Consider the following 25,043-nt stretch of genomic DNA (forward strand, 5'->3'; position numbering starts at 1 on the left):
GGAGAAAGTCCTCCTGCGGGGGCCCGGCGCCGCAAGCCGTGCTGCGGCACCTGCCCCCGGCCGCCCGGGGTACACGGCGGTGTGACGAAGGCCTCTGCCCGCCCGCCGCGCACCGGCCGGTACGACGAGGGGCGGGCGCCGCCGTCCTCGGACGACGACGCCCGCCCCGGCGCCGTGAGCGGGTCCGGAGCCACCGGACCGCCCGGTCACCGGACTACGGCGTGACCTTCTCGATCTTCACGCTGCCCGTGCCCGCGACCGTGCCGCGCGCGTTGACCAGCTGGACCTGGCCGAAGAACTCCCGGCCCGCGGGGGCCGCCGCGGCCGCCGTGACCGCGCCGGAGACCGAGGCGGAGTCACCGGTGCCGAGCTTCACCCGGGCCGCGTCGTCGACCGTGACCCGGCCGAGGGCGGGGGAGAAGAACACGTCCCGGTAGTCGAAGGCCGTGGTACCGGACGGTACCGAGTAGCCCACCACCTGGACGGTGTAGGTACCGGCGGCGGGCGAGGCGATGTGCACCGACTCCTCGGAGTCCCCGTCCGCGGACTGCGCGACCTGGTTGCCGTTCGCGTCCAGGACCGTCAGGTCCAGGTCGGCGGCGGTGTCGGACACACCGCCGATCGCGACGTCCAGCGAGGTGGCGCCCTGGGGCACCTCCACCGTGCTGGTCCGGGTCTCGCCCGCCTTGATGGACGGGCGGTCCGTCTTCGACGAGCCGAGGGGCCCGCCGACCAGCTTGCCGTCCAGCGCTGCGAGGGTGTTGGTCACCTTCCAGGAGGCGGGGGCCGGGGTCCCGGCCTTGGCCTCGGGCACCGTCACGGTCGCCGGGTCGAAGGCCGCGCCGAGGACGGCGGCGTCCAGCGTGTAGGGGTTGTCCAGCAGCGGCGAGGTGCGGCGCGCCTCGACCTCGATCTCCCAGACGCCGGGCTGCGGGTTCGCGTAGGCGCGCACGTCGGGCTTGCAGCCGTTGCCGTCCAGGTAGTTGTTGTAGCAGTACGGCGTCGAGGTGTTGTCCACCGGAGTGCCGTAGGGGTGGATCGCGATGAAGCGGGTCTGGCTCTGGTCCTTCAGGCCGCTGATCGCGACCTCCAGCGACGTGGCGCCCTCGGGCACGGTCACGAAGTACGACCGGCTGCTGTTGCGCTGCACCGAACCCGGCGTCGAGTAGGTGTACGCGACCGGCGTGGAGACCACCACCGTGGTCAGGATCTGCTTGTCCAGGCCCACGGTCTTCGGGTCGTCCAGCTCCAGGATGGCGCTCTTGATGCCCGCGGACCGCGGGGCCGCCTGCACCTTCACCGTCACCGGCTGGTTGAGCGGCAGCTTCACCTCGTCCGGGCCGAGGATCCGGAAGGTGCCGCCGTAGTTGTTCTCGAAGTGCAGCTCGTGGCGGACCGCCTGGTCCGGGCCGGACGTACGGGTGAGAGTGATGTCGTACGTCTTCTTCTCACCGGCCTTCAGCCCGCCCTCGCGGTCGTAGAGGCCGGTGCCGAAGCCCGGGGTCTTCAGGGCGCCGTCGATCGCCGTGTCGACGGGGGCCTTGACCGTGTAGTCGTGGGCGGAGGCCTTGGCGCGGACGGCGTTCCAGGCGTCGACGATGTTGATCCGGCCCGCGCCCTCCTCGTAGGCCTGCGCGCCCTTGATGTGGTCGGCGGTCGAGGTCAGGGCCGTGCGCAGCGTCGCGGGCGACAGGTCGATGTGCTTCTGCCCGGCGGCCGACAGCAGCAGCGCCGCGGCACCGGCGGCCTGCGGGGACGCCATCGAGGTGCCCTGGAGCATCGAGTAGCCGGCCGGGAGGGAGTAACCCGCCTCGGTGACCGGGGAGCCCGGCAGCCAGGTCTGCGTGGTGTTGATGGCCGCGCCGGGGGCCACCAGGGTCGGCGTGAACCCGCCGTCCTCACGGGGACCGCGCGAGGAGAACGGCATCAGCTGGTACTTCGTCTTCACCTGGGAGCCGTAGTCGGCGGCCCAGGTCTCCCTGGAGATGCCCGCGCCGACCGAGATCACCTTGTCCGCGAGGCCGGGGTCGCCGATGGTGTTGGCGCCGGGGCCGGAGTTGCCCGCGGAGATCACCAGCTGGACGCCGTAGGTGTCGATGAGGCGGGTGTACAGCTCGGCGCGCGCGTTGTTGCCGTCGTTGAGCGCCGGGAGGCCGCCGATGGACATGTTGACGATGTCGACGCCGCGGTTGACGACGAGGTCGATCATGCCCTCGGTGAGCGCGACGTTGGTGCAGCCGCCGGTCCAGGTGCAGGCACGGGAGGAGACGATCTTCGCGCCGGGGGCGGCGCCGTTCATCTTCCCGCCGAACAGCCCGTTGGCGGAGGTGATACCGGCGACATGGGTGCCGTGCTCGGACTCGATGACGCCGATGTTGACGAAGTCGGCCTTCTTGCCGGTCCAGGACCCGCCGAAGGGGTCCATCGGCACGTCCTTGCGGATCTGCACGACGAACGGCACCCGCTCGGCGACATCGGTCTTCGGGTCGTCGGTGCCGAAGTAGCCGACCTGGTAGCCGTCCTTGTACGGCTTCATCGGGGTGTCGTCGGAGAAGTCGTGGTTGTTGTTCAGGTCGACGGTCACCGTGCCCGCCGCCGGGTCGTACAGCACGCCCCAGCTGTCGGTGGTGTCGCCGTCCCGGTTGAGGTCGCCCTTCTCGTCGCCGCCGGTGGTGGCGGACTCCTTGAAGGTGCTGATCTCGTACGAGCCCGCCGGGGCCGTCCAGCTCTGGCCGCCGTAGGTGAAGGCGGGGCCGGAGACCGCGGTGACCATCGGCCGCCAGGTCGCGTCGCTGTCGACGATCGGGTCCGTGGAGGTCACCCAGTCGACGATCTTGCGCTCGCCGGTGGTGGTCTCCTGGAGCGCGGGGTGGCCGAGGTCCACGCCCGAGTCGAGGATGCCGATGGTGACGCCCCGGCCGTCGGCCTTCGGGTGTTCCTTGACGAAGTCCACGGCGCCCGTCTCGAAGGACGGGTTGTACGGGTTCTCGGCGGGGGTGTTCCTGCCGGGGCCCGGGTTGGCGGCCGTTCCGCCGCCCTTCGGGGCCTTGGCGCGCTGGGCATTCGGCGCCGGGTCGTCGAGCGGGATCTCCTGGCGCAGGTCGATGCCGTGCACCGAGGACAGCTTCGCGGCGGCGGCGATGGCCGAGTCGGCCTGGGCGGTCGGGACGGTGGCGCGGACATAGCCGAGCTTGTCGTACGTGCGGCCGACGGAGCCGCCGTTCACCGCGTCCAGCTCCTTGGCGACCTGCTCGGTCTGCCCGGGAGCCGTCGCGATCATCATGGTGACGTTCTTGGCGTGGTCCGCCTTGGCCTCGGCGAGGAGACCGGCGTCGTCCGAACCGAGCTTGGCGGCAGCGGACTTGACGGCGGGGTCGGCCCCCGCGGGGGTGTGGTCCGCGGCGAACGCCAGGGGTATCGGCCCGGCGGCGGAGAGCGCGGCCACGAGAGTGGTGGCGGCGGCTATGCGCGCCATGCGTCTCGCGCCGGACACGGGCGCGCGGTGAGGGTCGGTGGTCATCGGCATCCCTGGTGGGTGAGGAATGGAGGTGACACGGGCGGAAATCGGAGATGGACCGTTTCCGACCGAGGTCGTCCGGATGTCGGGTCCGGGTGACCGCTCAGCTTTACCCAAGGGGCATATGTTTGTGGAGAGTTGACCGAGACGGGATGGAGTCATGGCACAATCCCGCCATGCGTCAGGCGGGACGTAGCGGAGCAGCCCGGGACATTCCTGTGCGCCCACTGTGTGTTCTGTGCCCATGCGCCCGTTCCCGCACACCCCGCGGCGGCCCCGGCGGAACACCTTCCTCCCCTTCGCCGTTTCCCTGACGCCCTCCGCCCGGCCGGTTAACGTCCCGGTGTGCGAAGGAACTTGAGGGTGGCGGCCTACGCCGTCTGTGTGCGCGACGGCCGGCTGCTGCTCGCCCGGGGGCGGGACCGGGACGGCACCCCCGAGTGGACCCTGCCCGGCGGTGGGGCCGAACACGGCGAGGACCCCGGGGAGACCGTGCTGCGGGAGGTGGAGGAGGAGACCGGCCACCTCGTCGAGCTGACCGCCCTGCTCGGGGTGGACTCCGTCCGCCGCCGCTTCCACAGCCGCCTCGGCCGCGCCGTCGACCACCAGGGCCTGCGGATCGTCTACGAGGCGCGCGTCACCGGTGGCACCCTGCGCAACGAGGTGGGCGGCTCCACCGACCTCGCGGCCTGGCACGATCTGGCCGCCGTGCCGGACCTGAGACGGGTCCGCCTCGTCGACATCGGCCTCACCCTCTGGCGCGAACGCCCCCCGACCGGCCGCGCGCCACGCGCCGACGGGCCCTGAGCGGGCGGCGCGCCACGCGCCGACGGGGCCTGGACCGACCGCGCGGCGGCCCGTCCGCGATGACCGTCCGCGATGACCGTCCGCGATGACCGTCCGTGCACCGCGTATCACGGGATTGCAGCGTAAACCCATCCGACCCGGACATGAGACACGCCGTTCATCCGAACGAAACATCTGTGCCGCCTCATATCGGACAACCCGCAGTTCACGGGGATGGTTCGAGATGTGTGCAAGGCGGGTGGTCACGTGCTCCTGAGGCACCAACTGCGCGTGCTGTCGGTCTACGACGGTTTCTTCTCCGGGGGCGCCCGGATCCTCCACAGCGATGTCGTCCTGGGGCTCCAGGAGGGCGGCCAGCACCACCGGGTGCTGAGCGTCCACGGCGAGGTGCTCCGCGAGGCCACCCGGCAGGCGATGCAGGACGACGCCTGCTACCGCTCGCTGACCGCGGCCGGGGTCGAGGTCGGCACCCTGGGCCGCACCTCCGGACTGCCCGGCGCCGGTCCGGCGGGGTTCACCGGGCCCGAGCTGGCGACGACGGCCCGGGCCATGGCGGCCGCCGACGTCGTCCTCTCCCTCAAGGAGCAGCCGCTCGCCCTGCTCAACCAGGCGGGCCTGCCCCGCCGCCCGGTGATCGTCTCCCTGCACCGCTCGGACCCCGAGAACCAGGGCGGCGCACTCGACGAGCTGAAGGCCGCCATCGCCGATGGCACGGTCGTGGCCTGCGTCTGCTGCGCCGAGTCGACCCGGGCCGCCTACGCGGCCGCCGCGATCCCGCCCGAGGTGCTGCACGTCATCCCGAACGGGGTCGATCTGCTGCGCTTCCGCCCCGACCCCGTGCGGCGGATCCGCCTGCGCGAGTCGCTCGGCATCCCGCACTCCGCGCCGGTCGTCGTCTTCGCGGCCCGCTACGACGCCATGAAGAACGTCCCGCTGTTCCTGCGTGCCGCCAGGGCCTGGCTGCGGCAGGAGCCCGCCGGGCACGTCCTGGTGTGCGGCGCGGGCATGAGCGTCGGCCAGCCCGGGCTGCACGCCGACATCGACGCCGCCTTCGGCACCGACCCGGCGCTCGCCGACCGGCTGCATCTGCTGGGCGTCCGGCGCGACATGGAGACCGTCTACGCGGCCGGTGACGTGGTGGCCCTGACCTCCGCCTGGGGCGAGGCGGCGCCGCTGTGCCTGATCGAGGGCATGATGTGCGGCGCCGTCCCGGTCGCCACCGAGGTCGGGGACAGCGCGGCGATCGTCGCCGGGCACGGCTTCCTCACCCCGCCGGACCCCGGAGCGATCGCCCGGGCCTGGAGCGACGCCGCGGCCGCCCACGCCGGGCTCGCCCCGGTCCTGGAGCACAGCCGCGAGCGGTTCAGCCGCACCCGCATGATCGCCGCGTACGGCGCGCTGATCGACCGCGTCCACACGGAGTCCCTCCGGCCGCCGCTCCCGGAGCCGCCGCTGCCCGAGCCGCTCTGACGGACCGCCGGGCACACGGTGGAGGGGCCGCCCCCGGGCGGCCCCTCCACTCCCCTCCCGGCTCCCGTGGTCACCGGGGCACCACCGTGACCTGGGCGGCGGGCTCGCGGTCCACCGACCCCATCAGGGCCGTGCGCACCACCGCGGCCTGCTGCTCCGGGCTGTCCCGCAGCTTCTTCGGGGTGATGTGGACGACCGTGATCCCGAGCCGCTCCAGCAGCTCGCGCTTGCGGGCGTACTCCGCCCCCAGCACGTCGTCGTCCGGCCGCCCGCCCGGGCGCGGGGCACGGGTGTCCAGTTCCATCGCCACCGCCTGCTCCGGCCAGTACGCGTCCACCCCGCCGAGGTGGGGGCCGCACGGAATCCGGAGGTCCACGTTCCAGAACGGGACCGGCAGCCCGTACTCGCGCACCATCCGGTACAGCCGGTTCTCGGCGATCGCCCGGCCCTCCGCCAGCAGCGAGTCCACCGCGTCCACCACATGCGGGCGGCTCAGCAGCCTGGCCCGGTTCAGCTCCCGTACCGCCGCGGCCGGTTCGCAGTGGCCGACGCGCACCGCCTCGGTCAGCAGCTGCCGCACCGCGTCCGCGTCCGGCAGCTGGGCCACCGCGTCCGCCAGGGCGCGCGGGACCGGTGCCACCGCGAGGCCCGCCACCGCCGCGGGGGCGGGCAGCGCCGAGGTGCGGATCACCCGTGCGCAGCCGGTGCTGCGCACGCGCCGTGACCGCGGGACGAGGACGTCGACCTGGTTCAGGGCCGCCAGGGTGGGGGTGCAGGCGAAGCCGTGCAGGGTCAGCGCGGACAGGCCGGTGATCATCGCGTCGGGGTAACGCAGCCGGGTGTGCGGGCCGTTCGGGCCCGGCTGCGGCGGGACGCCGGTGGCCGGGGCGGGGAGCGGGGCACGGCTGGCGTAGAGCAGCACCGCGTGCAGCCGCTCCTCGGCGGTCGGCGGACCCTGGTGCAGCAGATAGACCCCTGGCAGGAACTCCTGCCAGGGGCCCTGGGGCCGGGCGTGTTCGGCGGCCTCGGCGGCGGTCACGCCGTGGGCGCGCAACTCGGCGGTGGTCAGCACCCGGCGCTGGACCTCCGACAGATGGCGGAGGGGGCGGGGGGAGAGCGGGGTGTTCTGGTTCATGACCCCGGATTTCCCGCTTCCGCTCCCTCTTCTAACCCGTGTTACCTGTCTGTCGACAAATATGGACAATACCGAGCTAAAGCACGGGCGTTCGACGGCCGAAAGAGGCTGGTCCGGGTCGGGGGAACGACAGGTTACGGGTTCCGATACTCGTATTTCGTCACTGTCGTTCCCCCGGCCCCGCCGGACCAGTCGGCTTCCCCGCAGGGCCAGGTGGCCGCTCCGCGGGCCGGTGGGGCCAGCGCGCCGGTACGGCTAGCGCGCGGCCGTCGCCCCCGCGTCGCACGCCTGTCCGCGCAGGCCGCGCGCGAGATCGTCGCGCGCCTCCAGCACCAGTCGGCGCAGCGCCGGGGGCGCGTCCTCGTGCGTCGACAGCCAGGCGTCCGTGGAGTCCAGGGTCTTGGGCGAGTCCTGGAGCATCGGGAACAGGCCCCGGACCACATCCATCCCGATCTGGATGGACCGCTCGGCCCACACCCGGTCGATCGCCTCGAAGTACCGCACGGCGTACGGCGCGAGCAGCTCCCGCTGCGAGGACTGGACGAAGCCCCCGATGGTCGCCTCCACCAGCGCGTTGGACAGCGCGTCCGACTCCACGACCTGCGCCCACGCCTGGTCCTTGACCGCCGACGAGGGGCGCGCGGCAAGGCAGCGCACCTGGTGCCGCTTCCCGGAGGCCGTGTCGTCGCGGGCCAGTTCCGCCGCGAGCACCGGCTCGTCCGCCAGGCCGTGCGCGGCCAGCGGCAGCAGGAACGCCCAGCGCAGCTCCTGGTCCACCTCAAGACCCTCGATGCGCTCCGTGCCCTCCAGCAGTGCCCGCAGCAGTCCGAGTTCGGGCTCCTCCCCGGCCACCGCCGCCAGGAACCGCGCCCAGGTCAGCTGGTGCTGGCCGCCCGGTTCCGCCTGCCGCAGCTCGTGCAGCGCGCCCCGGGCCAGCAGCCGGGCCCCGGTCTCCCGCCACTCGGGCGCGGCATAGTGCGTCAGCGCCGACTCCGCCCAGGCGTGCAGCATCTGGAGCACGCCGATGTCGGACTCCCGCCCGGCGAAGCGGAGCACCAGATCGACGAAGTCCCGGGCGGGCAGCAGCGCGTCCCGGGTCAGGTTCCACAGCGCCGACCAGCACAGCGCCCGCGCGAGGGGATCCTCCAGCGAGCCGAGCCGGGCCTTGAGGGTCGCGAGCGAGGTCTCGTCGAAGCGGACCTTGCAGTACGTGAGGTCGTCGTCGTTGACGAGGACCAGCTCCGGGGCCTCGGCGCCCGCCAGTTCACCGATCACCGTCCGCGGCCCGTGGACGTCCGCCTCGGCCCGCGCGTACCGCACCAGCGCGTCGCCCACGGTGCGGTAGAGGCCCACCGCCACCCGGTGCGGCCGCAGTTCGGGATGCGACTCGGCGGCCTCCTGGAGCACGGACAGCTCCGTGATCCGGCCGTCCTCGCCCAGCAGCACCTGTGGGGTGAGCGCGTTGACCCCGGCCGTCTGGAGCCAGGAGCGCGCCCAGGCCTTCATGTCCCGGCCGCTCGTCTCCTCCAGCACCGACAGCAGGTCCGCCAGGCGCGTGTTGCCGTAGGCGTTCCGCTTGAAGTAGCGGCGCGCGCCCTCCAGGAACGCCTCCCGCCCCACGTACGCCACCAGCTGCTTCAGTACGGAGGCGCCCTTGGCGTAGGTGATGCCGTCGAAGTTGAGCTTGGCGTCCTCCAGGTCGCGGATGTCCGCGGTGACCGGATGGGTGGAGGGCAGCTGGTCCGCGCGGTAGGCCCAGGCCTTGCGGTTGTTGGCGAAGGTGATCCAGCCGTCGGTGAAGCGGGTCGCCTCCACCATCGAGAAGGAGCCCATGAAGTCCGCGAAGGACTCCTTCAGCCACAGGTCGTCCCACCAGACCATGGTGACCAGGTCGCCGAACCACATGTGGGCCATCTCGTGCAGGATCACATTGGCCCGGCGCTCGTAGGACGCCTGGGTGACCCGGCCGCGGAAGATGTACTCCTCGCGGAAGGTGACCAGGCCCGGGTTCTCCATCGCGCCGAGGTTGTACTCGGGCACGAACGCCTGGTCGTACTTCCCGAAGGGGTACGGGTAGTCGAAGTGGTCGTGGAAGAAGTCCAGCCCCTGCTTGGTCACCAGGAAGACGTCGTCCGCGTCGAAGTGCCGGGCCAGACCCTTGCGGCACATCGCGCCGAGGGGGATCTCCAGCGTGCTGCCGTCGGCCAGGGTGCGGGAGTAGGAGTCGGTGACGTAGTGGTACGGCCCCGCCACCACACAGGTGATGTAGGTGGAGATCGGCTTGGTCTCCGCGAAGCGCCACACCCCGTCGTGCCGCTCGCCCGCACCGTTGCTCCACACCGTCCAGCCCTCCGGCGCCCGCACCTCGAAGCGGAAGGGGGCCTTCAGGTCGGGCTGCTCGAAGGTGGCGAAGACGCGCCGGGAGTCGGCGGGCTCGTACTGGGTGTAGAGGTAGACCTCGCCGTCCTCCGGGTCGACGAAGCGGTGCATGCCCTCGCCGGTGCGGGAGTAGGCGCACTGGGCGTCGACCACCAGCTCGTTCTCGGCGGCCAGGTCCTCCAGGAGGACGCGGGTGCCGTCGAAGACCTCGCCGGGGTCGAGGTCCCTGCCGTTCAGCGAGACCGCGGTGACGCCCGGCGCGACCAGGTCCGCGAAGCTGGTGGCGCCCGGCTCGGCGCAGCGGAAGCGGATCGTGGTGACCGAGCGGAAGGTGCGGGGCCCGTCGCCGGGTGCCTCGCCCACGGCGGAGCGCAGGTCGAGCGATACGTCGTACCCGTCGACGGACAGCAGGGCGGCCCGCTCCCGGGCCTCCTCGCGGGACAGGTTCTCACCGGGCACGGGGGCACTCCCTGGATCGGCTGGATCGGTGGACAGGGACCGATCCTGCCATGCGCCCCCGGCCGCGGAAACGGGGGCGCGGGCCGCGGGCGATTCCGGGAATGGGCGGGGCGACCCCGGATGTTGCCCCGTAAACGACCGCATTCCTAGGAGAGTCATGTCCGAGACCGTGACCGCTTCCGGCAAGACCCCCGTCGACTTCTGGTTCGACCCGCTGTGCCCCTGGGCCTGGATGACCTCCCGCTGGGTCCTCGAAGTGGAGAAGGTCCGGGACATCGAGGTCCGCTGGCACATCATGAGCCTCGCCGTGCTCAACGAGGACAAGCTGGACCAGCTGCCCGAGGAGTACCGGGAGATGCTCGCCAGCAAGGCGTGGAAGCCGGTGCGCGTGGTCACCGCGGCCTGGCAGAAGCACGGCGACGATGTGCTCGGCCCCCTCTACACCGCGCTCGGCACCCGCTTCCACAACCAGGGGGAGGGCCCCACGACGGAGGCGATCGCCGCCGCGCTCGCCGAGGTCGGCCTGCCCGCGGACCTGATCGACTACGCGGACCAGGAGGACTTCGAGTTCGACGCCGAACTGCGCGCCTCGCACAAGGAGGGCATCGAGAAGGTCGGCCAGGAGGTCGGCACCCCGGTGATCGCGGTGCCGGGCCCCGACGGCGAGCAGATCGCCTTCTTCGGCCCGGTGGTCACCCCGGCCCCCCGGGGTGAGGCCGCCGCACGGCTCTGGGACGGCACCCTGGCGGTCGCCTCGGTGCCCGGCTTCTACGAGATCAAGCGCACCCGCACCAAGGGCCCGGACTTCAGCAACCTCTAGGAATCTCTGGGCGCCCGAATACCGGAAGACCCCCGCGAGTCATGCCCTCGCGGGGGTCTTCCTTGTGCAGCCTGCCAGTGAAACGGTGAGAAGACGATCACGGCAGGACGCTTCGCGGTGCGGCCACGGGGCGCTTGTTGCGAATAGATTGCAACTACACGCTAGCAACAAAAAGGCCCTCGGGTGAGGGGCGGACGCCGAACGGCCCCCATGTGTCGACACATGGGGGCCGTTCGATGCGCGAGGAGCGCCGGTGCGAAGGTCAGCTCCGGGCGCGGGCCCGCTGCCAGGCGTAGCCCACCCCGGCCAGGACCAGCGTCATGGCGCCCGTGGAGAAGAGCTGCACCCGGGTGTCCGGCTCCCGCGCCATCAGCACGAAGATCGCCACCATGCCCGCCAGCGCGACCCAGGTCAGGACAGGGAACGCCCACATCCGCACGGCGAGCCGCTCCGGCGCCTCCCGCTCCAGACGGCGGCGCAGCCGCAGCTGCGAGACCGCGATGAAGATCCAGACGACCAGGATCACCGCCCCGATCATGTTCAGCAGCCAGGGGAAGACATCGTCCGGCCGCCAGTAGCTCAGCAGGACGCAGCCGAAGCCGACCACCGAGGAGGTCAGCACCGCGACCCGGGGCACCCCGCCGGAGACCCGGCCGAGCGCCTTGGGCCCCTGCCCGCGCTCCACCAGCGAGTACGCGATGCGCGAGGAGCCGTAGATATTGGCGTTCATCGCGGACAGCAGCGCGACCAGCACCACCACGCTCATCAGCCGTCCGGCGCCCGGGATGCCCAGGTGGTCGAGGGTCGCCACATAGGGGCCCCGCTCGACGACCTCCTTCGCGTTCCAGGGGACCAGGGTGACGATGACCGCCATCGAACCGACGTAGAAGATCGCGATGCGCCACATCGCCGTACGCACGGCGCCCGCCACGCCCTTGACCGGGTCGGGGGACTCCGCCGCGGCAATGGTGACGGTCTCCAGACCGCCGTACGCGAAGACCGAGGCCAGCAGTCCGATCACCAGGCCCTCGCTGCCGTGCGGCAGGAAGTTGTTCAGGTTCGAGGCGCCCGGGGAGTCGGTGCCGGGCAGCACACCGGCGATCGCCAGCACCCCGAGCACCAGGAACAGGGTGATCGCGCCGACCTTGAGGGCGGCGAACCAGAACTCGAACTCGCCGAAGTTCTTCACCGCGGCCAGGTTCGCGCCGCAGAAGACCACCATGAACAGGGCCACCCACCCCCACTCGGGCGTCCCCGGCAGCCAGCCGGTGACGATCTTCGCTGCGCCGATGCCCTCCAGGCCGACGGCCGTGCACAGCAGTACCCAGAACGACCAGCCCGCGGTGAAGCCGGCCCAGGGGCCGATGGCCCGCTCGGCGTGCGCCGAGAAGGAGCCGGAGGAGGGATAGGCGGCCGACATCTCGCCGAGCATCCGCATCACCAGCATGACGAGCAGGCCGGAGACGGCGTAGGCGATCACGATGGACGGACCGGCGGCGGCGATGCCCGCCCCGGAGCCCACGAACAGACCGGCGCCGATCACACCGCCGAGGGCGATCATCGACAGATGGCGCTGCTTCAGGCCGTGGGAGAGAGTGGCGTCGGTCTCGGACGGAGCCGGGAGCTTGGGGGATGTGGTGCCGGGCATGGGCCCCCTCGTTCAGGTGCATGAGTCGGGCAAAAATCCCCACAGTCTGGGCAGGCCCTCCCCTTCGGCGAAACGGATGCCCATCATCCGGACATCGGCCGTACGGAAGGTGAGACCGTGCTCACGCAGCGATCATGGCGCGAGCCTCGCGGGACACCCCTTCTTTCCAGGGGTGGCGGCCCTTACTCCCCAGGGGGCATGGGTTCGGACTTTTGTACGAGACCCACCAAGTCCCGGATCCGGCCTTTGTCGATCGCTGACGGTGATCGGTCCGGTGGCCCTGGGATAGCGTCGCGGTGTCCCGAACCGTCCCCCACCTGCCGGAGTGAGTTCCCATGAGTACCGCCACCGCCACCGCCGCCCGCCCCGGCGAGGTCCTCGCCGACCTGCTTCCCGCGTCCCGGGTACGGGACGTCGCCCTCGTGGTCGGCGGTGCCGCGCTCACCGGGCTCGCCGCGCAGCTCTCGGTGCCCGTGCCGGGCTCCCCGGTGCCGGTGACCGGGCAGACCTTCGCCGCGCTCCTCGTGGGCACCTCGCTCGGCGCCCGCCGCGGCTTCCTGTCGCTCGCCCTGTACGCGCTGGCCGGTGTCGCCGGTGTGCCGTGGTTCGCGGGCGGCGGCTCCGGGGCCGGTGCCCCCTCCTTCGGCTATGTGCTCGGCATGCTGCTCGCCTCCGCCCTGGTGGGCGCCCTGGCCCGGCGCGGCGCCGACCGCTCGGTGCTGCGCACCGCGGGCGCGATGCTGCTGGGCGAGGCCGTGATCTACGCGGTGGGCGTGCCGTATCTGGCCCTGTCCACCGGGATGTCCGCGACCGCCGCGATCGCGGCCGGTCTCACCCCGTTCCTGATCGGCGACGCCCTGAAGGCGGCCCTGGCGATGGGCCTGCTGCCCACCGCCTGGAAGCTCGTCCGCAAGTGACGGACAGGCGCTGAGGCGGCCGCACGACGAGGCGGACGCACGGAGGGCCCCGCGGCGGTATGCCGCGGGGCCCTTCCCTTTGTTATGGCTGCGCTGTTATTGCTGCGCTGTCATGGCTGCGCGGAGAGCGCGGAGGTCAGGCGCCGACCTCGGCCCGCTCCTGGTCCGCGTCCACGGCCCCGGCGGTCCGGCCGCGGCCCAGCTTCTCCCGCGCCACCGCGATCGCGATCACGACCGCCGCCACGAGCAGCGACAGCAGCACCGTCTCGCGGCCGTCGTGCTTCGTGTCGGTCAGCATGTAGCCGAGGACGAACACGATCAGCGCGGCGGCGGCCCAGGTGAGGTACGGGTACAGCCACATCTTCACGATCAGCTTCTCCGGCGCCTCGCGCTGGATGATCTTCCGCATCCGCAGCTGCGAGAGGCAGATCACCAGCCAGACGAACAGGGCGACCGCACCGCTGGAGTTCACCAGGAAGAGGAAGACGGAGTCCGGGTACTTGTAGTTGAAGAACACCGCGAGGAAGCCGAAGAGCACGGAGACGACGATCGCCGCCATCGGCACACCGCGGCGGGTGGTCCGGGCGAAGGCCTTCGGCGCGTCGCCGCGCCGTCCGAGCGAGAAGGCCATGCGGGAGGCCGTGTAGAGCCCGGAGTTCAGGCAGGACAGCACCGAGGTCAGCACGATGAAGTTCATGATCTCGCCGGCGTGCGCGATCCCCAGGGAGTCCAGGGCGGCGACGTAGGAGCCCTTGTCCTTGATCGCGGGGTCGTTCCACGGCAGCAGGGAGATGACCACGAGGATCGAGCCCAGGTAGAAGACGCCGATACGCCAGATGATGCTGTTGGTGGACTTGGTCACCGCGCGCTCGGGGTCCTCGGACTCACCGGCCGCCAGGGTGGCGATCTCGCTGCCCATGAAGGAGAAGACGACCAGCAGCACACCGGTGAGGATCGCCCCCGGGCCGTGCGGCAGGAAGCCTCCGTGGGAGGTCAGATTGCCGAAGCTCGCCTTGTCGCTGTGGACACCGGGCAGCACACCGAAGATGGCGAGCAGGCCGACCACGATGAAGGCGCCGATCGCCACGACCTTGATACCGGCGAACCAGAACTCGAACTCACCGTAGGAGCCGACGGAGACCAGGTTGGTCGCGGTCAGCACGATCATCACGATGAGGGCCCAGCCCCACTGGGGCACGGCGGGCATCCAGCCCTGGAGGATCTTGGCACCCGCGGTCGCCTCCACGGCGAGCACGACCACCCAGAAGAACCAGTAGAGCCAGCCGATGGAGAAGCCCGCCCAGCGGCCGAGGGCGCGGTCGGCGTGCGCGGAGAAGGAGCCGGAGGTGGGGTTGGCGGCGGACATCTCGCCCAGCATGCGCATCACCAGCACCACGAGCGTGCCGACGAGGGCGTAGGAGAGCAGGATGCCGGGACCGGCGGTGGCGATGCCGCTGCTGGATCCGACGAAGAGGCCGGCGCCGATGACACCGCCGATGGCGATCATCGACAGATGGCGGTTCTTGAGTCCGGCCTGGAGGCCGCCGCCGGGTTCTCCGGCATTTCCGGCCTTTGTGGGGGTCGGCTGCGAGGTCATGAAGGGTATTTCCTTTGAGCCGGGTGTACGGGGATGTGGGGGACACAGGCACGTACGAACACGGTCCCCGCACGGGCGGAGTACGCGGAGGTACGGGGGCTCATACGAGCGGTGTATGAGCCGGTCCAGTGAATCGGAGGCGAAGGAATTCGGAAACCTTTGAATCCGGATTGTTACTTGAGGATTTCTTGAGCTTCAATGGTGTAGCTCACACCTAATTCACCCGGAACCCCGCGAGCATGCCGAGTGAGAGGCATGACACACTCGGACCATGCGCGTGTATCTCGGCTCCGACCATGCCGGCTTCGAACTGAAGAACCACCTCGTCGAGTGGCTGAAAGCCGCCGGCCACGAGCCCGTCGACTGCGGGCCCCACATCTACGACGCCCAGGACGACTACCCGCCCTTCTGCCTCCGCGCGGCGGAGCGCACCGCGGCGGACCCCGAGTCCCTGGGCATCGTGATCGGCGGTTCGGGCAACGGCGAGCAGATCGCTGCGAACAAGGTCAAGGGCGTCCGGGCGGCCCTCGCCTGGAGCCAGGAGACCGCCTCCCTCGGCCGGCAGCACAACAACGCCAACGTCGTCGCGGTCGGCGCGCGGATGCACTCGCAGGACGAGGCGACCTCGTTCGTCGAGACCTTCCTGAGCACGCCGTTCTCGGGCGACGAGCGCCATGTGCGGCGCATCGACATGCTGTCGGACTACGAGACCACCGGCGACCTCCCGCCGGTCCCCGCCCACCACCCGCAGGACTGACACCCGCCGGTCGCACAACCGCCCGGGGTGCCCCAACAGCACCCCGGCGCACCGTCGTACCGACGATCCGAAAGGCGGAGGCCGACGTGCCGGAGGGGCACACGATCCACCGGCTGGCCGAGGACTACGCCGCGCGCTTCACCGGCGGCCCGGTCTCCGTCTCCAGCCCCCAGGGCAAGTTCGCCGACGCGGCCGCCCTCCTCGACGGCGCCGGGCTGCGCACCGCCGACGCCCACGGCAAGCACCTCTTCCTCGGCTTCCGCGACTGCGACTGGGTGCACATCCATCTCGGCCTGTTCGGCAAGGTCGCCTTCGGGGACGCTCCCGCGCCCCCGCCCACCGACACGGTCCGGCTGCGCCTCGCCAACCCCGCCTCGTACGTGGACCTGCGCGGCCCCACCACCTGCGCCCTGGTCACGGACGAGGAGAAGGGCGCGCTGCACGCCCGGCTCGGCCCGGACCCGCTGCGCGCGGACGCCGATCCCGCGGCCGCCTACCGCCGCGTCTCCCGCAGCCGTACCACCATCGCCGCCCTGCTCATGGACCAGAAGGTCATCGCGGGCGTGGGCAATGTCTACCGGGCCGAGGTGCTCTTCCGGCACGGGATCGACCCCTACCGCGCGGGACGGGACATCACCCCGGCCGAGTGGGACGCGCTCTGGGCCGACCTCGTCGTCCTGATGCGCGAGGGCGTCCGCACCAACCGCATCGACACCGTCCGCCCCGAGCACACCCCCGAGGCCATGGGCCGGGCGCCGCGCGTGGACGACCACGGCGGCGAGGTGTACGTGTACCGCAGGGCGAACCTGGGCTGCCATGTCTGCGGCGGCGAGATCCGCACCGCCGGTCTCGCCGCCCGCAATCTCTTCTGGTGCCCGGGCTGCCAGCAGCGCTAGCGAATACTCCGCGTCAGAAGCCGTGCGGCAGCCACGGCGCCACCGCCGAGCCGAAGGCGAGCGACGCCTCGGCCAGCGCGCCCTGCCGCAGCTCCCGCACCCGCCCGGCCGCAGCCAGCGCCGTGAGCGGCACCCCGCCCAGATACGCCGAGCCCAACTCCGTGACGGACAGGGCGAGATCGGCCGGGTCGCCGGTCCGGGCACAGGAGGCGCCCTTCGCGTCGCCGGTCAGCCGCCAACGCCCCTCGTTCCAGGGGCAGAAGGTGTCCTCCACCTCGAACACCACATCCACCGGCGCCTGGTACGTCCGCGCCTGAAGAGCCGCCCCGACCTCCACAAGACGCAGATGGAGCCCGTCCCGCAGCCTCGGCCTGCACCGCCGTATGTCGGACACCAGATACTGCCAGGCGTCGTCCAGCGGCCGGTTGCTCAGCGACAGCGTGCTCGTCAGGTCGATGCCGGACAGGAAACGCCACAGCGCCGCCTCCGTCGCCGGATCCACCGCGGCCAGATCCCGCAGCACCACCGTGCCGTCGTGCCCCGAGGGCCCCCAGCCGAGCTTGGTGCGGAAGCGCGCGTATCCCGTGACCTCACCGTCCCGCTCGGCGACCACGCACTGCAACGGCGAGGTCCCCTCCCGGTCGCCCGGCGGATCCAGCAGGGCGACCCGCTCCCAGCCGGGCTCCCGGGCCAGCATGCCGGGACGGCCCGGCACCGTCCGTGCGTAGACCGCCTCGCACGCGTCGACGGCATCGGCGGGTGTCGCGTACCGCAGCCGTACGTCCTCGGTCCCGGGCGGAACGGACAGGCGCACCCGTCCGGTGTCGATCTCCGCGCCCAGCTGGTGGGTCGCGACGCCGTACCCGAACCGGCCGTAGATCGCGGGCTCGGACGCGGTCAGCACCGCCAGCGGCTCGCCCCAGGTGCGGATGTCGTCCAGCAGCCGGCGCATCATCGAGGTCAGCAGCCCGCGCCTGCGGTGGGTGGCGGCGACGCCCACCATCGTGACGCCCGCCGTGGGGACGGGGGCGCCGCCGGGGGCCGTGAGCCGGAAACGGAACGCCCCCGCCGTGCCCACGCACTCCTCTCCGTCCCATACGCCCACGGAACGGTTGAAGTGCGCCAATTCCTTCCAGAGTGCTTGCTCTTCGGGTGATTCGTCCACCCCGGCAAAGGCCCGTATGAGATTGCCGTACCAGCTGTCCCACTCGGTGTCCCGCAGCACCCGCAGATCCGTCGTCATGGGCCATGCCTACCAGGGCATTGCGGGACGAGCGAATGGATTTCCCTCCGGCCGCGGGCACCGGAATCCTGTGAACTTCGGCGCTCGGACGGGGGACAAGTGGGACCTCCCGTGCCAAGCGCCAGGTCCGATGGATAGGGTCCCGAATCAATGGCAGCAGGACGAGAGCGGCGCGCGGAGGCCGAGACGTTCACGGCCCGGGTGAAAAAGCAGTGGCACCGGGTCCGCACCGCCATGCGCAGATCCGCCGTGGACTACTTCCGCGGGGACGGCTCGGACTGGGTCGCGCTGGCCGGTCTCCTGCTGACCGTTCCCCTGATCACGGCGACCACACTCGCCCAGCCCGTGTGGTGCTCCCCGGCCGTCCTCGTCCTGCCGATCGTCGCGGGCGGCCTGCTGCTGCGCCCCTCCAGCCTGCTCGGCCTGTATGCCACGGCGGCCACCGCGCTGATCGTCGAGTCGGTCAGGCTCGGCCCCTACACCGAGGGCCCCTCCCGGGTCACCCCCGGCATCGTCCTGGTGGTCGCGGCCTGCGGCTTCTTCGGGCTGCTGATCGCCCAGTTCCGCAGCCGGGTCGGCGTGCCCTGGCGGCGCGGCGGCACCATGCTCTTCGACCTGCGCGAACGCATCCGGGTGCAGAGCAAGCTGCCGAAGCTGCCGCCGGGCTGGCACCGCGAGATGGCGCTCAGACCCGCGGGCGGCCAGTCCTTCTCCGGTGACTTCGTGGTCGCGGCCCGCACCAACGGCGGCCGCACCCTGGAGGTCGTCCTCACCGACGTCTCGGGCAAGGGCATGGATGCGGGCTCGCGCGCCCTGCTGCTCTCCGGGGCCTTCGGCGGACTGCTGGGCTCGCTCCCGCCGCACGCCTTCCTGCCCGCCGCCAACGGCTACCTCCTGCGCCAGGACTGGGACGAGGGCTTCGCGACCTCCATCCACCTGGTCCTGGACCTGGAATCGGGCGACTACGAGCTGTACTCCGCGGGCCACCCGCCGGGCCTCCAGCTCAGCGCGGGCACCGGCCGCTGGGAGGAGAAGGCGGCCGAGGGCCCCCTCCTCGGGGTCTACGACGGCGCCCAGTTCGACTCCGTGAAGGGCACCCTGCGTCCGGGTGATGTGCTGATGCTGTTCACGGACGGCCTGGTGGAGACGGCCGAACGGGACATCGCCGAGGGCATGGACCGCCTCACGGGCGAGGCCGACCGCTATGTCGCGGGAGGCTTCCGCGGCGCCGCCTGGCATCTGATCGAGGCCGTGGCGAAAGACGTCAACGACGACCGGGCACTGCTGCTGATCTGCCACGAGGGCCCGACCGCCCTGTCCGCGGCCGACTGAGCGCGACGGCCACAGGCCCGTTCCCCGCGGGTCCCGCTCCACCGGCCGCCGCCCCGGCCCGCGCTCAGGCCCTCGCCCGTTCGCGCGCCGCCGCCACCGCGTCCTTCCGGAACGCCCAGTCCATCCTCGGCTCCACCACGCACCGGAACACCCGTCGCACCGGCGGTGTGCACAGCAGCGTCACCACCGCCGCCGCGAGCAGGGCCACCACCGCCTCGCCCCAGGGGCGGTGCAGCCACGCCGCGTCGTACCAGCCCTGGTAGCCCGCGCCCTTCACCAGGAAGCCGTGCAGCAGATAGCCGTACAGGGTGCTCGCGCCCAGCGCCGTGAACCAGGTCGTCCGGCCCGGCACCCAGGCGTAGAAGCAGGCGGTGAGCGCCAGCGAGCAGCCCAGCAGCGCGAGCGTCATCACCGGGCCGGTCCACCAGGGCGCGCCCAGTTCCTGCGCGCTGTCGCAGCGGCAGAACCAGCCGGAGTTCATCCGCGGCGAGGCCCACCAGGCCACGGCGAAGGCCGCGGCGAACACCGGTACCGACAGGATCCGCACCGAGCGGCGCCGCACCAGTGCGAAGTGCTCCTGCTTCAGCGACAGGCCGAGGACGAAGAACGGCAGGAACTGGAACACCCGCTGAAGGTCGAGGTCGTCACCGATCTCGGGGGAGACCGAGGCCAGCATGGAGAGCGCGACCGCCAGCGCAAGCGGATACCGGACCAGCTTCACCAGCGGTGTGATCATCCGCCAGACGAAGAGCGCGGCCAGGAACCACATCAGGTACCAGGGGTCGAGCAGACTGATCGGCACGGCGGGGCCCCGGTCGACGATCCGCTGGAAGAGGGCGTACGCCGTCTCGAACACGATGTACGGCACCACGACCCCCGTCACCAGCCGCTTCAGCCGGTCGGGACGCAGGTCGAAGCTGCGGGAGAAGTAGCCGGAGATGATGATGAACGCCGGCATGTGGAAGGCGTAGATGCACAGATACGCCGCTTGCAGGACCCGGCTGCCCTCCTTCAGCGGCTCCCAGGCGTGGCCCAGGGCCACCAGCACGATCGCCAGGTACTTGGCGTTGTCGAAGAACGCGTCGCGCTGCTTGGCGGGGGGCGCGGCGGGGCCGGGGGCGCGTGGATGCGGGACCGTGTCCGTGGGTGACCGCACCGGGGGGAGGGGAGTGTCTGCGGAGCCTGTGGCTGTCGGGGAGGACGAGGCGGCGGGAAACATCCCAGGCACCCTAGCGTCGGGCGCCGACTCCCGTAAAACCCTTGGCTTGAATGGCCATTGCCCCTCACGGGCACCCCGGATTCGGTGGTGTACGCCGGGTGTGCGCCATGCGGTGTTCTGTCGCCGGAAGCCCGGCAATTTCCCCCGCCCCCGCCTCGATTCCCGTCCTTCCAACGGCCGTTGTGTCCGCATTAATCACGACTGAGTGGGGCATAACCTTCGCAGGCGACTCCGGCGGAATGTCTGACCATGGGCGGTGGTGAGGAAATGGGCCCGGAGTTCCGGAAGGCCCATCACACGGCCTGCGAATTACCCGGGAATTCCCTGCGAACAAGATGTGTGGACTCGGAAACGACCGGGTGGCATTTCCTGCCGCGTGCCCCCGAATTTCCGCGCGGGAGCGCCGAGTTCGCGGTCGTGGGCGCTGGGCCCGTGCGCCCGGTGGGGTCGACGATGCGTCACGGGCCGCATAGGGAGCGCCTGTTGGTGGCACGATGGTTCTGGCGGGGGTGCTCGGGTTGGTGCCTCCGGGCCGGGAGAGCGGACCGACCGAGGGTGTGATCAGTTGTGGCCATTTCACTGTCCGTGGTGCTGTTGTTGGCGATCATCCTGGTGGTGCTGATCAGAGGTGGCTCGATCAAGGCCGGTCCGGCGATCGTGGCGATCCTGTTCGGCTTCTTCCTCGCCTCGACCGGCATGGCCCCCTCCATCAACCGCTTCCTGAACTCGATAGCGGAAACGATCAACTCGATCAGCTTCTGACCGGCCACCCCGCCCGCCGGACCGTCCCGGAACCCCGCCGGACCGTCCTGGACCTCCACCGGGCCGTCCAGGGCCGGGGAAACGATCAGGGCCAGGTCGAGGAAAAACCCTCTGACCTGGCCCTGAGTCGTACAGAGCGGGCGACGGGAATCGAACCCGCGTAGCTAGTTTGGAAGACTAGGGCTCTACCATTGAGCTACGCCCGCAGCAGGATGCGCCGCCGGTTGGTGATCGCGGCACAGGAGGCATCGTAGCGGGTCGCGGGGCTCGTAGGCCAACGCGTTGACCCGCGTGCCCGCCCGCGCGGCAAAGCGGCCGACGCGCCCTGTGCGGGCATGTACCCTACGTGTCGCACCAGACGGGGTGTGGCGCAGCTTGGTAGCGCGTCCGCTTTGGGAGCGGAAGGCCGTGGGTTCAAATCCCGCCACCCCGACCGACCGGCAGGCGCCACCGGGCGCCGCTCGCGTGATCGCCTTTTGGGGCGCCCCGGGGCTGCGGTTACTATGCAAGCTGCGCGCCCGTGTGTCTGCACTGCCATGTCTCTCAGGCAGGGGCCCGCGAATCCGTCGAAGGCCCGCCCGTCAGGGCGGAGCAGGTCGGCAGAACCCCAAGAAGTCAGCCACAAGGAGACCGAACCGTGAAGAGCGCCGTGGAGACCCTGAACCCGACCCGGGTTCGGCTCACTGTTGAGGTGCCCTTCGAGGAGCTCAAGGACAGCCTCGACGCGGCGTACAAGAAGATCAACCAGCAGGTCACGGTGAAGGGCTTCCGCAAGGGCAAGATCCCGGCCCGCGTCATCGACCAGCGGTTCGGCCGCGGTGCCGTGCTGGAGGAGGCCGTCAACGACGCGCTTCCCAAGTTCTACACCGAGGCGGTCAACGAGGCCGAGCTGAACCCGCTGGGCCAGCCCGAGGTGGACATCAAGGAGCTGAAGGACAACGAGGTGCTGTCCTTCACCGCCGAGGTCGACATCCGCCCGTCCCTCGAGATCCCGGACTACTCCGGCATCGAGGTCGAGGTGGACGCCATCGAGGTGACCGACGAGGACATCGAGAAGTCGGTCGAGCAGCTGCGTGAGCGCTTCGCGTCGACCAGCCCGGTCGAGCGCGCCGCCCAGGACGGTGACGTCATCACCATCGACCTGGAGGCCAAGGTCGACGGCGAGGTCCTCGAGGACGGCGTCGCCAGCGACGTCTCCTACACCATCGGCTCCGGCGAGCTGCTGGACGGCATCGACGAGGCCGTGAAGGGCCTCTCGGCCGGCGAGAAGGGCACCTTCACCTCCGAGCTGAAGGGCGGCTCGGCGGCGGGCAAGGAGGCCGAGGTGACGGTCAAGGTCACCCAGGTCGCCTCCCGCGAACTGCCCGAGCTGGACGACGAGTTCGCGCAGCTCGCCTCCGAGTTCGACACGCTGGAGGAGCTGAAGGCGGACAGCCGCAAGCGCCTCGCGAACATGAAGCAGTACGACCAGGCCACCCAGGCGCAGGAGCGTGTCCTGGAGAAGCTGCTCGAGCTGGTCGAGGTCCCCGTCCCCGAGAAGCTCCTCGAGGACGAGGTCAACACCCGTAAGCACAACCTCGAGCACCACCAGCTCGGCCAGATGGGTCTGGACCTCGACCGGTACCTGGAGATCCAGGGCAAGACCGCCGAGGAGTTCGAGACCGAGACGCGCGAGGCCGCGGTCAAGGGCATCAAGACCCAGTTCGTCCTCGACGAGCTGGTCAACAAGGAGAAGCTCAACGTCAGCCAGGAGGAGCTCACCGAGCACCTCATGCGGCGTGCGGCCTCCTCCGGCATGTCCCCCGACCAGTTCGCCCAGGCGGTCGTCGAGGGCGGCCAGGTCCCGATGCTGGTCGGCGAGGTCGCCCGCGGCAAGGCCCTGGCGGTCGTCGTCGAGGCCGCCACGGTGAAGGACACCAACGGCGAGGTCATCGACCTGGACGACGAGGACGAGGACGAGGCGGAGGGCTCCGCGGAGGCCTCCGAGGCCGCCGAGGAGAAGCCGGAGGCGTAACCCTCCGGGACCACCGGCCACCAGCCGTAATCCTCCGGGAGCACCGGTCGTACGACGGGCCCCGGGACGCGCGACGCGTCCCGGGGCCTGTCGCGCTCGGCGCCTGTCGCGCTCGGCGCCTGTCGCGCTCGGCGCCTGTCGCGCGCGGTGCGCCCCTTCGGCGGCCCGCGGGTCCGCCGGGCGCCCGGCGATCGGAGGCGCCCCACCCCCGTCGGGGCTACCGTGATCTCACAAGGGCCCGGGGCGCGGTCCGCGACGGCCGTCCGCCACCGGTCACCGCACGGCCAACCTCCATGCGCTGACAGCGAACACCCGCTGAAGCGGGATGGCACCCGACTGCCTGCGCGTTAGGGTCCATGAATACGAGGGCAGGGGAGTCCCCGAAGCCGCCCCGCCGGGGCACGGCGCGGGGTCCCACGCCCCGGCAGAACACGTGAGACGGCTCCGCGCCGTCGTAAGACGAGCAGGTGGATACGTGACGAATCTGATGCCCTCCGCCGCCGGCGAGCCTTCCATCGGTGGCGGCCTCGGCGACCAGGTCTACAGCCGGCTGCTCAACGAGCGGATCATCTTCCTCGGCCAGCCGGTCGACGACGACATCGCCAACCGGATCACCGCGCAGCTGCTGCTCCTCGCCGCCGATCCGGACAAGGACATTTACCTCTACATCAACAGCCCCGGTGGTTCGATCACCGCCGGTATGGCGATCTACGACACCATGCAGTACATCAAGAACGATGTGGTGACGATCGCCATGGGCATGGCGGCCTCGATGGGCCAGTTCCTGCTCAGCGCGGGCACCCCGGGCAAGCGCTTCGCCCTGCCCAACGCCGAGATCCTGATCCACCAGCCCTCGGCCGGTCTGGCCGGTTCCGCGTCGGACATCAAGATCCACGCCGAGCGGCTGCTGCACACCAAGAAGCGCATGGCCGAACTGACCTCCTTCCACACCGGCCAGTCGGTCGAGCAGATCACCCGCGACTCGGACCGCGACCGCTGGTTCGACGCGCACGAGGCCAAGGGCTACGGCCTGATCGACGAGGTCATCACCACCGCTGTCGGCATGCCGGGCGGCGGCGGCACCGGGGCGGGCTCGTAAGGGCTCACTGGGCCTCGTACGGCCGGTAGAGACCCTCGGGGCGCCGTCCGGGCCCCCGGCGGGACCACCGAGGGCCCGTCGAGTCCCGTACGGCCCCACACACCGGCCCCCAGCGCCCCAGCAGCCCCCAAGCCACCGCCTCAGCCCCTTTCAGGAGACATCGTGAACGACTTCCCCGGCAGCGGCCTCTACGACCGTGCGCGCGCCGAGTACACCGGCCCCTCGGCCGAGTCCCGTTACGTCATCCCGCGCTTCGTCGAGCGCACCTCGCAGGGCGTCCGCGAGTACGACCCGTACGCGAAGCTCTTCGAGGAGCGCGTGATCTTCCTGGGCGTCCAGATCGACGACGCCTCGGCCAACGACGTCATGGCGCAGCTGCTGTGCCTGGAGTCGATGGACCCCGACCGGGACATCTCGGTCTACATCAACAGCCCCGGCGGTTCCTTCACCGCGCTCACGGCCATCTACGACACGATGCAGTTCGTGAAGCCGGACATCCAGACGGTCTGCATGGGCCAGGCCGCCTCCGCCGCCGCGGTGCTGCTGGCCGCGGGCACCCCGGGCAAGCGTATGGCGCTCCCGAACGCCCGTGTGCTGATCCACCAGCCCTACAGCGAGACGGGCCGCGGCCAGGTCTCCGACCTGGAGATCGCCGCCAACGAGATCCTCCGGATGCGTTCGCAGCTGGAGGAGATGCTGGCCAAGCACTCGAACACGCCGATCGAGAAGATCCGCGAGGACATCGAGCGCGACAAGATCCTCACGGCCGAGGACGCGCTGTCCTACGGCCTGATCGACCAGATCATCTCGACCCGGAAGATGAACAACGACTCGGTCCGCTGAGGCGCATCGCGGCCGGACCCACGGCGTCTTCGGCCCCTTGGCACGGTTTGAAACGGTGCACGTCAAAGTGAACCGTGCCAAGGGGGGCCCGAACGGGGGTCCCGGCAAGGTACCGTCGGACATAAGGCA

At 71.0% G+C, this 25,043-nt stretch carries 18 protein-coding genes and 2 tRNA genes; 12 read left to right on the forward strand and 8 right to left on the reverse strand.

Annotated features, from left to right (window positions below):
* Nucleotides 1-214: 214 nt before the first annotated feature.
* Nucleotides 215-3,520: a S8 family serine peptidase gene (locus ACIHAA_RS07345; RefSeq protein ID WP_399814134.1), complete on the reverse strand. Its 3,306-nt coding sequence runs from the start codon at nucleotides 3,518-3,520 to the stop codon at nucleotides 215-217.
* 342 nt (nucleotides 3,521-3,862) lie between these two features.
* On the opposite strand from ACIHAA_RS07345, the gene ACIHAA_RS07350 reads away from it, so the two are divergent.
* Together ACIHAA_RS07350 and ACIHAA_RS07355 are read left to right on the forward strand one after the other, a co-directional pair.
* The gene (locus ACIHAA_RS07350) at nucleotides 3,863-4,324 is read left to right on the forward strand and encodes an NUDIX hydrolase (RefSeq protein ID WP_399814136.1); all 462 of its coding nucleotides are present in this window, start codon (nucleotides 3,863-3,865) and stop codon (nucleotides 4,322-4,324) included.
* A 270-nt stretch (nucleotides 4,325-4,594) separates the two neighbouring features.
* On the forward strand, nucleotides 4,595-5,794 hold the full coding sequence (locus tag ACIHAA_RS07355; RefSeq protein ID WP_399814531.1) for a glycosyltransferase: 1,200 nt from the start codon (nucleotides 4,595-4,597) through the stop codon (nucleotides 5,792-5,794).
* A 70-nt stretch (nucleotides 5,795-5,864) separates the two neighbouring features.
* Here the strand turns inward: ACIHAA_RS07355 and ACIHAA_RS07360 are convergent, their stop codons facing one another.
* Nucleotides 5,865-6,929, reverse strand: coding sequence for a hypothetical protein (locus ACIHAA_RS07360; protein ID WP_399814138.1), 1,065 nt, complete (start codon nucleotides 6,927-6,929; stop codon nucleotides 5,865-5,867).
* Between the two features lie 255 nt (nucleotides 6,930-7,184).
* Nucleotides 7,185-9,767, reverse strand: a complete 2,583-nt coding sequence (gene pepN, locus ACIHAA_RS07365) for an aminopeptidase N (RefSeq protein WP_399814140.1) — start codon at nucleotides 9,765-9,767, stop codon at nucleotides 7,185-7,187.
* Nucleotides 9,768-9,924: 157 nt separating this feature from the next.
* On the opposite strand from pepN, the gene ACIHAA_RS07370 reads away from it, so the two are divergent.
* Nucleotides 9,925-10,587: a DsbA family protein gene (locus ACIHAA_RS07370; RefSeq protein ID WP_399814142.1), complete on the forward strand. Its 663-nt coding sequence runs from the start codon at nucleotides 9,925-9,927 to the stop codon at nucleotides 10,585-10,587.
* 262 nt (nucleotides 10,588-10,849) lie between these two features.
* Here the strand turns inward: ACIHAA_RS07370 and ACIHAA_RS07375 are convergent, their stop codons facing one another.
* Nucleotides 10,850-12,235 (reverse strand): amino acid permease, encoded by a 1,386-nt coding sequence (locus ACIHAA_RS07375; protein ID WP_399814145.1) that lies wholly within the window; start codon nucleotides 12,233-12,235, stop codon nucleotides 10,850-10,852.
* A gap of 335 nt (nucleotides 12,236-12,570) precedes the next feature.
* On the opposite strand from ACIHAA_RS07375, the gene ACIHAA_RS07380 reads away from it, so the two are divergent.
* Nucleotides 12,571-13,152, forward strand: coding sequence for a biotin transporter BioY (locus tag ACIHAA_RS07380; protein WP_399814146.1), 582 nt, complete (start codon nucleotides 12,571-12,573; stop codon nucleotides 13,150-13,152).
* A 136-nt stretch (nucleotides 13,153-13,288) separates the two neighbouring features.
* Here the strand turns inward: ACIHAA_RS07380 and ACIHAA_RS07385 are convergent, their stop codons facing one another.
* Entirely contained in the window at nucleotides 13,289-14,749 is a 1,461-nt protein-coding gene (locus ACIHAA_RS07385; RefSeq protein ID WP_399814148.1) for an amino acid permease, read from the reverse strand.
* A 271-nt stretch (nucleotides 14,750-15,020) separates the two neighbouring features.
* Here ACIHAA_RS07385 and ACIHAA_RS07390 point away from each other — a divergent pair, with 271 nt between their 5' ends.
* Nucleotides 15,021-15,506 carry a ribose-5-phosphate isomerase gene (locus ACIHAA_RS07390; protein WP_399814150.1) on the forward strand — a complete coding sequence of 162 codons (486 nt, stop codon included), beginning with the start codon at nucleotides 15,021-15,023 and terminating at the stop codon, nucleotides 15,504-15,506.
* Between the two features lie 86 nt (nucleotides 15,507-15,592).
* Complete coding sequence (locus ACIHAA_RS07395) at nucleotides 15,593-16,402, forward strand: Fpg/Nei family DNA glycosylase (protein ID WP_399814152.1); 810 nt, start codon at nucleotides 15,593-15,595, stop codon at nucleotides 16,400-16,402.
* A 13-nt stretch (nucleotides 16,403-16,415) separates the two neighbouring features.
* Here the strand turns inward: ACIHAA_RS07395 and ACIHAA_RS07400 are convergent, their stop codons facing one another.
* Nucleotides 16,416-17,645, reverse strand: coding sequence for a GNAT family N-acetyltransferase (locus tag ACIHAA_RS07400; protein ID WP_399814154.1), 1,230 nt, complete (start codon nucleotides 17,643-17,645; stop codon nucleotides 16,416-16,418).
* Nucleotides 17,646-17,795: 150 nt separating this feature from the next.
* Between ACIHAA_RS07400 and ACIHAA_RS07405 the strand changes: the two genes are divergently transcribed.
* Nucleotides 17,796-18,977: a PP2C family protein-serine/threonine phosphatase gene (locus ACIHAA_RS07405; RefSeq protein ID WP_399814156.1), complete on the forward strand. Its 1,182-nt coding sequence runs from the start codon at nucleotides 17,796-17,798 to the stop codon at nucleotides 18,975-18,977.
* Nucleotides 18,978-19,041: 64 nt separating this feature from the next.
* Here the strand turns inward: ACIHAA_RS07405 and ACIHAA_RS07410 are convergent, their stop codons facing one another.
* Nucleotides 19,042-20,196, reverse strand: a complete 1,155-nt coding sequence (locus ACIHAA_RS07410) for an acyltransferase family protein (RefSeq protein WP_399814158.1) — start codon at nucleotides 20,194-20,196, stop codon at nucleotides 19,042-19,044.
* 567 nt (nucleotides 20,197-20,763) lie between these two features.
* Between ACIHAA_RS07410 and ACIHAA_RS07415 the strand changes: the two genes are divergently transcribed.
* Complete coding sequence (locus ACIHAA_RS07415) at nucleotides 20,764-20,958, forward strand: hypothetical protein (RefSeq protein WP_026178055.1); 195 nt, start codon at nucleotides 20,764-20,766, stop codon at nucleotides 20,956-20,958.
* Nucleotides 20,959-21,093: 135 nt separating this feature from the next.
* On the opposite strand, the gene ACIHAA_RS07420 is transcribed toward ACIHAA_RS07415, so the two are convergent.
* Nucleotides 21,094-21,164 (reverse strand) — tRNA-Gly (locus ACIHAA_RS07420).
* 153 nt (nucleotides 21,165-21,317) lie between these two features.
* Here ACIHAA_RS07420 and ACIHAA_RS07425 point away from each other — a divergent pair.
* The 4 genes from ACIHAA_RS07425 to ACIHAA_RS07440 all read left to right on the forward strand — a co-directional run bounded on the left by ACIHAA_RS07425 (nucleotide 21,318) and on the right by ACIHAA_RS07440 (nucleotide 24,914).
* Nucleotides 21,318-21,391 (forward strand) — tRNA-Pro (locus ACIHAA_RS07425).
* Between the two features lie 204 nt (nucleotides 21,392-21,595).
* Nucleotides 21,596-22,972, forward strand: a complete 1,377-nt coding sequence (gene tig, locus ACIHAA_RS07430; protein ID WP_399814161.1) for a trigger factor — start codon at nucleotides 21,596-21,598, stop codon at nucleotides 22,970-22,972.
* Nucleotides 22,973-23,459: 487 nt separating this feature from the next.
* Nucleotides 23,460-24,071 carry an ATP-dependent Clp protease proteolytic subunit gene (locus ACIHAA_RS07435; protein WP_399814533.1) on the forward strand — a complete coding sequence of 204 codons (612 nt, stop codon included), beginning with the start codon at nucleotides 23,460-23,462 and terminating at the stop codon, nucleotides 24,069-24,071.
* 162 nt (nucleotides 24,072-24,233) lie between these two features.
* Nucleotides 24,234-24,914, forward strand: coding sequence for an ATP-dependent Clp protease proteolytic subunit (locus tag ACIHAA_RS07440; RefSeq protein ID WP_399814163.1), 681 nt, complete (start codon nucleotides 24,234-24,236; stop codon nucleotides 24,912-24,914).
* The last annotated feature ends 129 nt before the right edge of the window (nucleotides 24,915-25,043 follow it).

Source organism: Streptomyces sp. NPDC052040, assembly GCF_044548405.1.
In the GTDB taxonomy this organism is placed as follows: domain Bacteria; phylum Actinomycetota; class Actinomycetes; order Streptomycetales; family Streptomycetaceae; genus Streptomyces.